This window comes from Allorhizobium pseudoryzae (genome assembly GCF_011046245.1).
Classification (GTDB): Bacteria; Pseudomonadota; Alphaproteobacteria; order Rhizobiales; family Rhizobiaceae; genus Neorhizobium; species Neorhizobium pseudoryzae.
This window is the reverse complement of the sequence record NZ_CP049244.1, coordinates 47,406-60,098: the sequence shown is the minus strand read 5'-3', so window position 1 is coordinate 60,098 and position 12,693 is coordinate 47,406. Positions and strand designations below refer to the sequence as shown.

The 12,693-nt window shown below is 60.6% G+C and carries 8 protein-coding genes and 4 pseudogenes; 1 reads left to right on the top strand and 11 read right to left on the bottom strand.

Features of this window, described 5'->3' with window-relative positions:
- Positions 1–141: 141 nt before the first annotated feature.
- Positions 142–793, top strand: a pseudogene (locus G6N78_RS19310) (DDE-type integrase/transposase/recombinase); the annotation flags it as partial.
- Here G6N78_RS19310 and G6N78_RS19305 read toward each other — a convergent pair.
- The 11 genes and pseudogenes from G6N78_RS19305 to G6N78_RS19255 all read right to left on the bottom strand — a co-directional run.
- Positions 791–1,489, bottom strand: a pseudogene (locus tag G6N78_RS19305) (ABC transporter permease); the annotation flags it as partial. The pseudogenes G6N78_RS19310 and G6N78_RS19305 sit on opposite strands and share 3 nt — an antisense overlap.
- Positions 1,490–1,517: 28 nt before the next feature.
- Positions 1,518–1,737: pseudogene (locus G6N78_RS19300) on the bottom strand (ABC transporter permease subunit); the annotation flags it as partial.
- A 100-nt stretch (positions 1,738–1,837) separates the two neighbouring features.
- Positions 1,838–2,791, bottom strand: a pseudogene (locus G6N78_RS19295) (ISAs1 family transposase); the annotation flags it as partial.
- A gap of 50 nt (positions 2,792–2,841) precedes the next feature.
- Positions 2,842–3,648 (bottom strand): ABC transporter ATP-binding protein, encoded by an 807-nt coding sequence (locus G6N78_RS19290; RefSeq protein WP_165222651.1) that lies wholly within the window; start codon positions 3,646–3,648, stop codon positions 2,842–2,844.
- 59 nt (positions 3,649–3,707) lie between these two features.
- The gene (gene fhuB / locus G6N78_RS19285; RefSeq protein ID WP_165222649.1) at positions 3,708–5,648 is read right to left on the bottom strand and encodes a Fe(3+)-hydroxamate ABC transporter permease FhuB; all 1,941 of its coding nucleotides are present in this window, start codon (positions 5,646–5,648) and stop codon (positions 3,708–3,710) included.
- Complete coding sequence (locus tag G6N78_RS19280) at positions 5,645–6,472, bottom strand: ABC transporter substrate-binding protein (protein WP_234906043.1); 828 nt, start codon at positions 6,470–6,472, stop codon at positions 5,645–5,647. Before G6N78_RS19280 ends, fhuB begins: the two co-directional genes overlap by 4 nt.
- A 98-nt stretch (positions 6,473–6,570) precedes the next feature.
- Positions 6,571–8,961 carry a TonB-dependent siderophore receptor gene (locus G6N78_RS19275; RefSeq protein WP_234906042.1) on the bottom strand — a complete coding sequence of 797 codons (2,391 nt, stop codon included), beginning with the start codon at positions 8,959–8,961 and terminating at the stop codon, positions 6,571–6,573.
- Between the two features lie 145 nt (positions 8,962–9,106).
- Positions 9,107–10,111: a FecR family protein gene (locus G6N78_RS19270; protein WP_165222643.1), complete on the bottom strand. Its 1,005-nt coding sequence runs from the start codon at positions 10,109–10,111 to the stop codon at positions 9,107–9,109.
- Positions 10,112–10,266: 155 nt separating this feature from the next.
- Entirely contained in the window at positions 10,267–10,782 is a 516-nt protein-coding gene (locus tag G6N78_RS19265) for an RNA polymerase sigma factor (protein WP_165222641.1), read from the bottom strand.
- Positions 10,783–11,388: 606 nt separating this feature from the next.
- Positions 11,389–11,835: a pseudoazurin gene (locus tag G6N78_RS19260; protein ID WP_165222639.1), complete on the bottom strand. Its 447-nt coding sequence runs from the start codon at positions 11,833–11,835 to the stop codon at positions 11,389–11,391.
- Between the two features lie 119 nt (positions 11,836–11,954).
- On the bottom strand, positions 11,955–12,650 hold the full coding sequence (locus G6N78_RS19255; protein WP_165222637.1) for a Crp/Fnr family transcriptional regulator: 696 nt from the start codon (positions 12,648–12,650) through the stop codon (positions 11,955–11,957).
- Between the last annotated feature and the right edge of the window lie 43 nt (positions 12,651–12,693).

Below are 12,693 nucleotides of genomic sequence, written 5' to 3'. Positions count from 1 at the left end.
CCTTGCTCCCGACGTTGACATTGACCAGTGCATCAAGAGGCGAGGCTGTCGCATCTCTAACTGGCCCAACTGTCGCACTACTAAATAGCCACTACACCCAAATGCATGATAATCAGTGTTATGGAACACGCGAGAGATTTTGGCATTTCACGGCTGCCGGATGTCCAAGGCGATAAGGAGCCGAAGAAGAAGTTCAAGAGCTATCCGATCGGCTACTTCCATGTTGACATTGCGGAGGTGCATACGGCGGAAGGCAGGCTTTATCTCTTCGTGGCCATTGATCGGACGTCCAAATTCACCTTCGCCCAATTGGTTGAGAAAGCAACCCGACGGCTCGCCGGGAACTTCCTTCGTGCGCTGGCTATAGCTGTGCCGTTCAAAATCCACACCGTGCTGACCGACAACGGCACTCATTTCACCGATCCAACTGGCGATGGCTGGACGCCTGATGACATCAAAGCCATGCGCAAGGACAACGTCCCCTTTCGTTGCCATTCTTTCGAGATAGCTTGCGCTGATCTAGATATCGACCATCGTTTGACCAAACCCCGTGATCCCTGGATCAACGGTCAGGTCGAGCGGATGAACCGCATCATCAAAGAGGCGACCGTCAAACGCTTCCATTACGACGACCTGGCATTTGACCGACTTTATCGATGCCTACAATTTCGGTCGTAGACTGAAGACGCTTCGGGGTCTCACACCATACGAATTCATATGCAAAATCTGGACAACAGAGCCGGAAAGATTCACGATCAATCCAATCCATCAAATGCCGGGACTAAACATTTAGAATGATGGCATGAGCCATTTCGAGCGTGATGATGACGATCAGCTGGTTCATCACATTCGGCAGAACATCCTTGACGAGAATGCGCGGCAGACCGGCATCCAGGACTTCGGCGGCGGCGATATAGTCCATCTGCCGCACCTGCATGGTGGCGCTGCGCAGCACAATGGCGAAGCGATCCCATAGCAGCAGGCCGAGCACAGCCACGACCACAGTCAACGATCCTCCGAACAGCGCCACCACAGCCAGCGCCACCAGCGTTGCCGGCAAGGCCAGCCGTACTGAAACGATGAACATCACCACCGTATCGACTTTGCCACCGAAATAGCCGCCGAGAACACCGAGCACCGTGCCAATCACGGCGGAGATGACAGCCGCGGTAAAGCCAATCAGCAAGGAGACACGAGCCCCATAGATCAGTCGCGACAGGTAGTCCCGTCCCAGGGCATCGGTACCGAGCAGATGTTTCCAGTCGCCGCCCAGAACGACAGGAGGTGAAAGCCGCGATAGCAAATCCTGCTTGTTCGGGTCGTAAGGAGCGAGCAGCGGCGCGAACAACGCGACAAGGCCGACAATCAGCAGCATCAGGAAGCTGATCATGAAGCCGCGATGTTTCAGAGCCCTGCGAGCCAGCAGACGGGATGGAGAGGGCAAGGCCGCGGGAAGTCCCGGGCTGACAGTTAGGAACGTGTTGGTCATGTCAGGCAGTCCTCAAGCGGGGATCGAGTCATGCGTTCAAGACATCGGCCAGGAGGGTGAAGGTGATATAAAACATCGCGAAGATCAGGGATGAGTGCCTGCATTGTCAGCAGATCGTTGCGGGCAATCGATTCCCAGGCGAGGTAGCCGGCTCCATGCAGCGCAAAAATGGTGTCCACCACGACAGAACCGCCGAACATGAAGCCGAGCTGCACTGCTGCCAGGCTGACCACCGGGATGATGGCGTTGGCGGCGTGTTGCGTGGTTTCCGGTCGAGCAGTTCGGCAGCGTGCACCCATTCACCCTTCCCCGGCATGGAACATCTTAGACACCCCGCAAGATGCAGGGCTATCGCATATGAGCGATCATGGAGATGAGGAAGTCATCGTCCCATCCGGCCTTCTTGATCTTGCGCCTTATGGATGCCTTGTCGGGATGTTGGCGGATCAGGTTGAGGGCGAGTTTTCTGAGTGTGGAGAGGTTTTGCGGCCCATGGTCCTTGCGGTTTCGCGCCGCATCCTCGCAGAAGGCCACATCGAGGACCCAATGCAGTTGGTTCTCGATCGTCCAGTGCGCCCTGGCGATCTTCAGGAAGGCTGTGGCGGAGACCTGCCTGGAGAGCAGGAAGTGCCGGATATGACTGGTTTGCCGGCCATCCGGCTCGATCCTGATGCTTTCCAGCCGGGCCACCGCCTTGATGCCGGGGAAGTCCATGCCGTCCGCCTCGACGATGCTTGCACGGCGGGTTTCGGTCCGGTCATGCAGCCTGGGATCCGTGGTTTCGGCACGGTCGGGATCGTCAGCCGCCTCCATGAGATGTCCGGCCTGCTTGAGCAGTCCCGGCTGGTTGCTCTTCAGCGCCAGCGCATAATCGGCGCCGGTCGCCAGGATCGCTTTGGCCGTGTCGGCGCGGCAATGCAGCGCGTCGGCGGTGACCATGCAGCCCTCAAGCGACAGGCAGGCGAGCGCGTCGAGCACGCCCTTGACCTCGTTGCGGTTTGGCGCAAGCTGCTGGCCGATGACCATGTCGCCGCGCTTGTAGGCGCCGCGCACCGCCTTGCCGTCGATGGCGATGACGCCGGAGATCGACTGGGCGAAGGCGGCTGCGAACCTGGCGAACACCTCCTCGAAGGCAACCGGATCCAGGTGCCTGAAAACATTCGGGAAAACATCATGGCTCGGAATCCCGTACGGCAGCGGCATGACGGTCTTGAGCAGCTTGTGCTTGGACAGGCCAAAGTCGGCCATATCCTGACAACTCTCGGCACCACACAGCACCGCCGCCAGACCGATGAACAAGACCCATATGCGTTTCCCCTGCCGCAAGACGGGTCTATCGATTAACCAGCAGCTCAACGAAGGAGTGCTGACGGCCGACCGCCATCTGTTGGCTGGTGGATGGTGAAATCCACGCCGTAGATGCGCTTGAGGTGTTCGGGCGTCATGACCTCACGTGGCGATCCTCGGGCGATGAGGCGACCGTTCCGCAGCGCAATGATCTCATCGCAGTAGCGGCTCGCCATGTTGATATCGTGGAGAACCATGACGATGGAGAGCCCCCTCACCCTGGTGAGTGTCTGGACGAGATCGAGCACCGCGATCTGGTGTGCGATGTCGAGGGCCGAAATGGGTTCATCGAGCAGGAGACATGTCGTATCCTGGGCGACGAGTGCGGCAATCCAGGTGCGCTGCTGTTCGCCCCCGGACAGCGTTTCGACGGAACGCTCCGCAAGCGTGGTCGTTTGCGTGAGGTCGAGTGCTTCCCCCACCTTTTCCTCGTCCCGTCTGCCGAAAGCGCCCAGCGGACCATGCCAGGGATAGCGTCCGAACTTGACGAGCTCGCGGACGCTGGTTCCCGCGGGCACCGGCGTCTGTTGTGGGAGGTAAGCAAGGTGCCTGGCGAATTCGCGGTTCGACCAAGCTTCCAGCCGGCGTCCATCAAACAGAATGTGTCCAGTGCTGGGCCTGATCTGCCGAGCCAGAAGCCGGACCAGAGTGGATTTGCCTGAACCGTTGTGTCCGATGAGACCGATCGTTTTGCCCGCCGCAAGATCCAGATCCAGCGGCTGCAGGATCGTTCGGCCGGCAACGCTGAAGGAAATCCCCTGCAAGGAGAACTTCGGCACCATCTGTGCGGGGACCGGGGCTGGAAGCGGCATGGGGATATGTCTCCTGCTATCGCTGGAATAGAATGGTGTGCACCGACAGGGCTATTTGCTCACTGTCTTTGCTGACGACGCAGTTGCCAGAGGAACCAGGGTCCGGCGACGAGGGCGGCCAACAGGCTCGGCGACAGCGCCCAGGGCCAGACGAGATTACGGCTCAGCCACTCCGCAAGTGTCATCAGCAATGCGCCGATGAGACCGCTGGCAAGGCTTGCCGCTGCTGCCTTGCGAAAACCCAGGATCGCGGCGGCATGGGGCACCATCAGGCCGATGAAACTGAGTGGACCGACAACCATGGTACCGGCGGCCGTCAGGATCGCGGCGAGAGCAATGCCGGCCCCGCGCACCAAGGCCACCCGCAGACCGAACCCCGTGGAGGCTGCATCGCCCAGCGTTATCAGGTCCATCTGCCGGTGGAGCAAAAGGCAGGCGAGGAGACCGGCGCAACCCACCAGGCAGACAGCGACCGACGTTGCGAAATCCACGCCTGCGGTCATGCCGGAAAACCATCCGAGGAGTGCTGCACCTCTTTGTCCGCCGCCGGCAAGTGCGATCACGAGCATGGCGTTCGCCATACTTGCGAGGCCGACGCCGAGCAGCAGCATGCGCGTGGGTTCAAAGCGCGCTCGAAGACCGAGCAGTGTCACAACCAGCAGGGCGGCAATGGCGCCTAGAGAGGTGATCGCCAGTTTCGTTGCAACCCCGAGCGTCGGCAGAATGACGAAAGCGACGGCAAGAGCGAGGCCTGCGCCGTGGCTGATGCCAAGAAGATCGGGGCTGGCAAGCGGATTGCGCAGCAAGCGCTGCAAGATGAAGCCCGCCACCGCGAGGCAGAGCCCGGCGCCGCTTGCGGCCAGAAGCGGCGGAAGACGCCAACGCCAGACCAGAGCCAGATCGTCCCGCCCCGCCAGTGACCATCCTTCCGGACCGCGTCCCACGACTGCCGCGATCGCAAAGGCAGCCAGTAGAAGCATGGCCAGAATCATGAGCTGCTGAACGGTCCCATGGCCGCGTGCCGCGAAGGCGAGCGTGAACGGCTTCGACGCGTTGAGCGGCGCCCTTCGCGCAAGAAAAACGAGCAACGGTCCCGCCAGAAGGCCTGCAGCCGCCCCGACCGGCAGATCGCCAAGCCCACTGGAGAGCAAACGTATGACCTGGTCGGTCAGAAGCAGAAGAAGGGCTCCCGTCAGCCCGCAGCGGACCAGTCCCGCCTGGGCCTCGCGCCAGATCGCGCGTACAAGCGCCGGGGCGGCCAGCCCCACGAGACCGATCTGCCCGAACTCTGCTGTGACGGACGCGGCCAGCAGCGAAGCGATGAGAAGCAGGATCAGCTTCACCGTGCGCACGGAAAGACCGAGGCTCGCTGCCGCACCATCCCCGAGAGAGAGCAGCCGTAGCGGTCGCTCCAGGAGAAGAAGCGGACCGAGAGCGAGAGCGGCAAGCACCGCCAGACGAAGCGACGGGCCCCAGCCACTCTGCTGCAGCGAGCCGGCCTGCCAGGTCAGGAGATTGCTGAGAAAATCATGATTGAAAAGAACAAGGCCGGCATAGGCCGCGTTGCAGAAGAGATTCATCATCACACCGGCCAGCACCAGTGTCTGGGACGAAAGGTGCGGCCCCCAGGCAACGGCGAAAGCCGTCGCAAGCGCGATGAGCGCCCCGGCGAGTGCCACGATCTGATATCCGTGGGACCATAAGACTGGGGCGAAGACCAGGGATGCCGCGAGACAGAGTGCCGCACCTCCGGAGATGCCGAGGAGGGACGGTTCGGCAAGCGGATTGTCGAAGGTTCTCTGAAACACGCCGCCTGCCAAGCCCAGCAGGCAGCCGGAAACCAGCGCGGCAACAATGCGCGGCAAGGTCGCGTAGAAGAGTATGGCCGGTTCTTTGACCTGGACGATGGCCAGCACGGCAAGAGCCAGGGCCGGGAAGGCCAGCAGGGAGATCAGGACGAGGCCACGCGGCAGACCGCGCCGGGCAAGGGTGATGCTCATGGTGTACCTGCTCCGATGGGGCCTTGAAGCGCGCGCGCCAAAGCCTCGGCAAGATGAAGCGTCGAAAGACATCCCCCGAACGGATAGAACTGGGGCATGCGCACCACGCGTCCTTCACGAACTGCCGGAAGCCGATGCCAGAGCTGGCTATTGCCCAGTGCCCTGTTCGTCTGCGGAGCAAGTGACGGGATCTCGATCTGAATGAAAATGGAATCGTCCAGCGCCATCAGTTGATCGAGCCCGACCTGAATGAAACCATTGGCATTGGTCGGTCCCTGCCACGCATTTCGCAGACCCAGACGGGTGACCACGGACCCGGGCATGCTGCCATTGCCGTAGACCATGGCGCGGCTGCCGCTTTGATCCGGCAGCAAAATGCAAACCGGGCGCACTCGCTGAACGCTGGCGGCAAGGCTTTGCATGCGCTGCTCTATGTAGGACAGGACCGCCTCGACCTGACTGGACGGAAGGCCCGCAGCACGTCCGCATTGACGCAGAATGGCTGCCGCCCGCCCGTAAGACTTATCCCCCGTCATATCCTCGACCACCTCGACAGGCGCGATCTCGCTCAGGCGCGGGGTCATGAACAGACTTGCGGCGCCAATGAAAATGAGGTCCGGGCGGAGCCTGTCCAGCAGTTCCAGGTTGACTTCCCAGAAGGGCCCGATGTCGTGGGTCGCGGCGGGCAGGAGTTGCGGCATGCGTTGGTTGTAGTAGCCGGTATCGGCAACGGCGAGCGGCGTGACCCCCAAGGCAAGAAGAGACTCGGCGGCAGCCCAATCGACGGCTGCGATGCGCCTTCCGTCCTCGGCCAGAACCGGCATCGGAGGCAGAAGAGCGGCGAGGCTACCGGTGATGAAAAAGCGTCTGTTCAACATGACATTCGTGGAGGCGCGACCTTGCGGCCGCGCCTTCCCCCATCTTAAAAATCGATGGTCAGCTTGCCGATAACGCTCCGTCGATCGCCCTGATAGCAGGAGTAGCTGGCCTCGCAGGTCGAAAAGTACTTCTTGTCGAACAGGTTGGTCGCATTCACGGAGACCTTCGCATGCTCGTTGATCCGGTAGCTTGCCCCAAGGTCAACCAGCGTCCTGCTGGGCACTGAAAAGGTATTGGCATTGTTGCCGTAGACCTTGCCGACATAACGAACCCCGGCCCCGATCGATGCGCCTTCCAAAAAGCCCGTCTCGAACGTGTAGTTCAACCAGGCCGAGGCCTGCTGTTCCGGCACGAGCATCGGGCGTTTCCCGACATTGCCGGTCGCATCGCGTGTAATCTCCGCATCGGTGTATGTGTAGGAACCGACAAAATCCCAGCCGCCGCCGAGGCTGACCTTGCCCTCCAGTTCCAGACCGCGCGACGCGATCTCGCCCGTTGCCACGGCAAAGCCATTCGAGAGATAGTTGAGGACATTCGTCTTCTCGATATCGAAATATGCGATGGTGAAGAGCCCCTCGAAGTCGCTGGGCTGATATTTCACCCCGACTTCCCACTGCCGACCGTTGGATGGATCGAAGGTATTTCCCTTTTCATCCACCCCGCTGTTCGGGACGAAGGATTGGGAATAGCTGACATAGGGCGCAATACCAACCGAGGAGACGTAGCTGAGGCCAGCACGACCGGAAAAGCGGCCGACATCAATCTTGGTATCGGCACCTGTCAGGCGGTTGTGGGTCTCCAGATCAAGCCAGTCATACCGGCCGCCCAGAGTTGCGACGAAGCCATTGCCAAACTTGATCTGGTCCTGGGCGTAGATGCCTGTCTGGGTGTAACGTTCCGTATAGCTGATCATCGGTGCCGTGGGTGCCGGAACGGTGACGCCATAGACAGGTGCATAGGGGTTCAGCGATGGAGCCAATCCCTGAAAACGCCGCACGTCAGCATCAGACCAACTATAGTCGATGCCGAACAGCGCCTGATGTGAGAGCGCTCCCGTGTCGAATTCGGCCAAGGCCTGATTGTCGATCGTGAAGGCATCGAAGCTTTCGTCGAAATGTCGCGCTATACGACTGAGGCCCGATGCTCCAAGGCCGGACAAGAAAAGGTTGTCGAGTGTGAAGTCAACATGTCCGTAGCGCGCGTTCTGGCGGAAGGTCCAGGTCTCGTCGAAACGATGCTCGAACTCATAGCCGATGCTCTGTTGCTCCTGGGTGCTCTGGTTGAAATTGGGGTCGCCAAGGAGAATGTTCGTCGGCGTGAAGAGCATGATCGTGCCGCCGCTCTTATCCTTCAGCGCCTGGCCGGTCACCGTCAGCGTAGTGTCCTCGTCGGGCTTCCAGGTTACGGCAGGCTGTATCATCAGCCGGTCATCGCCGATTTGGGCCCCGTTCGAATATTCGAACTGGGTGTTGGCGTTTCTGGCGACACCGATCACGCGGTAAAGAATGCTCTTGTCCTCATTGACCGCGCCGCCGACATCGAAGGCGACCTGCTTGCGATCATGGCTTCCGTACTGAAGCTCGATCTGGCGCACATCGTCTTCCGTCGGCTTCTTGGAGGTCTTGTTGACAATGCCGCCGGCATCACTCTGGCCGTAAAGGGCCGAGGATGGACCACGCAAGACCTCGACACTGTCCAAGGCGTAAGGATCAGTCCGAAAGAAGCTGTAGCTGCTGGACACCTGCCGCAAGCCATCGAGATAGGAACTCGTGGCCTGGGCATTGAAGCCACGCATCATGATCCAATCATACCCCTTGGGGTCGGGACCGTAGGTTTCGATGGCGACCCCCGGAACATAACGAAGCGCCTCCGAAACACTCTGCGCGTTCTGCGCGTCCAGCTGTTTGCGCCCCACGACCGAGACCGATTGCGGCACTTCGATCAGTGTAGCGTTGGTCTTCAGCGCGCCTTGCGAGCGGGATGGGACGAAGGTATCGACGCCATGACCATTGCCGGTGACGAGAATCCGATCGAGAACGGTCGCGCCATCCGCCGCAACGCCTGCGGCATCCGCCGCCTGCGGGTCAACGAGAGCGGCCGAGCCCGGCCCGCTGATCCGCACCGTGATGCCCGTGCCCTGCACAAGCTGCTGCAACGCCGCCGACGGCGTGAGGCTGCCGGAGACGGCGGCCGAGGTCTTGCCGGCGGCGAGCGCCGAGGAATAGCTGATCTGCCAGCCGCTCTGACGTATGAATGTGTTGATGGCGGCAGACAGCGGCTGGGCAGGAATCTGGAAGCTGACGGTTTGGGTGGCGCTTGCGACAGTCCGCGCCTGCGCATGGGCGGCAGCCGGCAGAAGTCCCGCGATGCAGGCGAGAATGCTGGACGCCAGAAGCACATTTGTCCTTTGGCGGCGGCGCTCGTAAGCAACCATGTCAACGCGTGAATTTTTCCCCGAAACCATGCTCGTCCAAACCCTCTCAACAAGACCCCAGGACAGATGCGCGTCATGCGCCATCCAGCCCTTCTGTCAGCAAGGACGCAGCACGGTTGGCAAACCGGCAAAAAAAGTTGAAGATTTAGCGAAGGATTATAATGCCGCCGGGAATCCGGTAGAATCCGACACCGGCCGCATCGGCAAGCGTCCGCAGCGCCCCCTCGACATTGTCGAGACGATAATTGCCCGTGACCACCAGTCGGTTCACCCGCTCATCTGCCACCACGATGGGCCCGCGATGGTAGCGGCGCAGTTCTTCAAGAACGGCGCCGAGGCTGGCGTTTTCAAAGATGATGCGTCCCTCCCGCCAGGCAAGTGTGGCCGAGGGGTCGGCCGCCCGCACGGGAGAAACGGCGGATGCCGTGATGCTGACCGCTTCACCTGGCACAAGCTCGGCCTTGCCCCTGCCCTTACCCTTGCCATCGCACAGACAGAGAACCTGAACGCGACCGCGCTCCAGCACCACCTGATCCTCGTCATCTCCGGTTCTGACAGAGAAGGCCGTACCCAGAACCTGCACCTCACCATAATGACCGCTGACGGTAAAGGGATGGGCAGGATCATGCACGACATCGAAGAAAGCTTCGCCGCGCAGCAGGCGGATGTGACGCCGGCCGCCCTCGAAGTCTGTCGCCACGGCCGTGTCGGTGTTCAGCATCATCATTGAGCCGTCCGGCAGACGAACCGTGGTCTGGCTGCCGGTTGCGGTCTCAAAGTCTGCCTGAAAGGCAATCGTAAGCGCCGGATGTTGCCAGACGCCGACGGCAATCAGGACCGAAGCCGCAAGCGCTGCGGCGTGCAGCGGCCAGCGACGTGTCTTCGGCTGCAACAGCGCGCGCCGATCGACCGGCAGCGTTTTCACCGCATCGCTGAAAGACCTGGAGTTCCACAGGGTCTCGAGACTGCGGAACTCTGCCTCATGCCGGGGATCCTCTGCCAGCCATGCCCGGAACGCCGCGTGCGTCGCCGCGCCCGGCTCGCTGTTTCGCAGCCGGACAAACCAGTCGAGCGCCTGATCCGCTACCGGATCTGCGGCAGGAGATCGGCCGCTCGTCCCATCCGTGTCGTGTGCGTTCTGGTGTCCCACTCAGGCGATCCGATCGAAACGTGTTTGCAGGGTCCTGTTACCTTGACGCGCGAGCACGGCAAACCCGGAAAAATGCTCTTCAAGAGAGCAAAGCAGAGCCTCTGTCGCGGCAACCCGTCGGAGTTGGAGGATCAAGAAACGCGCCATTGTGTTCCTTACTTCCGGTCGAGACGCGCCATCGCGTCCCGGCAATGGGCCATGGCAAGCTTCAGGTCGTTGAAGACCGTGCGTTCCGAAATGCCGAGATGTTCCGCAATGCGGACATTTGACCACTCTTCGATGCGGCTGAGCACCAACACGGCCTGCGCGCGGTCCGGCAGGGCGGCAAGCGCCGCCTGAAACACGCCGAACGTCTGCTTCTCGATCAACGCCTGTTCGAGAGAGGGGATATCAGCCGAAATTCCAGCCAGCAGATGCTCGTCCAGTCCCTGAACTTCGGCGCCCGCCCGGGTCTTGCGACGCCGCAGATGGTCCAGCGCAAGATTGCGGGCCGTCTGGTGCAGAAAGCCCTCGATATGCTCGACCTGTCCGCTCGCGACCGCCTTATGAGCGCGCAGATAGGTCTCCTGCGCCAAGTCTTCCGCCGTCTGCGGGTCGCGCACGATACGCATGACGGTCCAGAGCAGGGAGCGGCGGTGGGCGGCAAAAATCGCGTTCAAAATGGCAGGCACGCACTCTGCCTCCCCGATGCTTTTTGCACCACATGCGGGAGAGCAAAATCATCTCCTCGATGACGTACCGTTCGCCATTTGAAACGCAACAGGGGCATTTGGCACTCAAAACATCCGTTAGTCGCCGTCAGTGTTCCCTTCCTAGATCGGCGGCCGAGACCACGCAATATATAACTTGACCATTTGACGCATGTTATTTCGCCTCAAGGGCAACACATGAAGACGATGCCTGGTCAGCGTGACACCCCGCCGACATTGAGCCGGCTGTCTGATCGGTGTCTTCCGCAGTAAACGGATGAGGAAGACTTGGCGGCCAATGCACCGATCAGAAGCGGTCATGTCGCAGGGAAGCGGTGGCGACGCTTCATGGCGTGGCCACCGGATCCTGTGCCTTTTCAAGCCACTTGACCATCTCCAGCAAGCTGCTGACGGTCCTCATCGGCAGTTCCCACACCCAATGCGCGCTTCATTCTGACGTCCGCTCGTTCTTTCTTTGAACCCGAAGAGATGCGGAGCCATTCGCCTATGACCTCGAGTCACTGAGCAGTTGATTACGAGACACTGGCTTCAAAGATTGTACCGAGATCGATCGGCACGGCAGCCTACTTACAGACCCAGTGCCTGCAGTTGCGCATCAACCCGCTCGCGGGCCTTCTTCGGCAGTTTTGCCGCCCTGACGTCGGCGAGGTTGGCGGGGTTGTCATCGACAATGACCACAGCGGCCATGCCCATTCCGAAATGCGGAGCGCATTTGATGACATAGGCGCCGGACGTTGTGAACGTCACCTTTATCGTTTCGTTCATTTTTCCTTTGAAGGCCTGCCCACCGGCCGGCAGCAGTTCATCGACAGTTTCGGCGTTGTGGCTCTTGTCAGTCGGCACAAAGGTCACAGTGTCCCCCTTGGCCACCTTGACGGACGCGGGTTCGAAGACCATTGCGCCGTCCTTGCCCTTGTTCAGCATGTGGATTTCGTAATCCGCCGCCGACGCGGCTGTGCCGAAAGCCATAGCCATGATTGCTGCCGTGACCACGGGGAGGATCGTCTTGTTCATGTCCTTGCTCCTTGAGCGAAGCCCGATCGGCTTCGTTGTCAGGACCATATCAAAACCCTCGCCCGGCTCTTTGCCGCGCAACAAACAAGGGACGACAAACCCGGGGACGATCAGGCGCTTCAGCGCTCCTGGCTGTCAGCCAAAGACTGAAGCCCCACGATATCGCGGACCAGCAGTTTTTGCCTGCCGCCTTCCACGAGCCCTTTGGATTCCCAGGCACTCAAGATGCGGGACACGGTATGCAGCGTCGTGCCGGTCATCTCCGCAATGTCCTGCCGCGTGATTGGAAAGTCGATGCGGATGCCGGCGGCCTCCGCCTTGCCTGCCTGTTTCGCCAAGCGCAGCACGGTATATGCCACGCGACGTTCGACCTCCTGTGTCGAGATCTCACGGATGCGCGTATGGGCCTCCTCAAGGCGTTGTCCGATGGTATTGAGCGCGCTGACGGCAAGATGCGGACTGCGGTCGATGAACTGCGGCCACAATTCCGTCGGCCAACAAAGGGCAAGGCTTTCGATCACGGCGAGCGCCGACCCTGGATAGTCGCTGCGGCGCAAGGCCTTGGCAAAACCGAAGAGATCGCCTGGATGCACAACACGCACGATGATCTGCTGGCCATCGGTCGTCACCTGCGTCACCTTCAGCCTGCCATTCAGAAGCATGAAAAAGTGGCTGGCCGACGCACCCTGCTCAAAGAAGGATTCCCCAGGCCCAATACGCTTCGCCACCGCTTGGCCCAGCAGCGTCTCGACGTCTGCCTCGGGCATTTTCTCGAACATCGGGAAGGATTTGACGACGCTCTTATCGATCTTCAAGCCAAGTCCCTACCCTGTCCGCCATTTGACGGCCTCACTTTAT

What these genes read in the sequence shown, in the direction of transcription:
- G6N78_RS19290 (WP_165222651.1), bottom strand. Translation starts at nt 3,648, where the DNA reads ATGCCGCTTCCAGCCCCGGTCCCCGCACAGATGGTGCCGAAGTTCTCC.
- fhuB (WP_165222649.1), bottom strand. Translation starts at nt 5,648, where the DNA reads ATGAGCATCACCCTTGCCCGGCGCGGTCTGCCGCGTGGCCTCGTCCTG.
- G6N78_RS19280 (WP_234906043.1), bottom strand. Translation starts at nt 6,472, where the DNA reads ATGCCGGTTCTGGCCGAGGACGGAAGGCGCATCGCAGCCGTCGATTGG.
- G6N78_RS19275 (WP_234906042.1), bottom strand. Translation starts at nt 8,961, where the DNA reads ATGGTTGCTTACGAGCGCCGCCGCCAAAGGACAAATGTGCTTCTGGCG.
- G6N78_RS19260 (WP_165222639.1), bottom strand. Translation starts at nt 11,835, where the DNA reads ATGAACAAGACGATCCTCCCCGTGGTCACGGCAGCAATCATGGCTATG.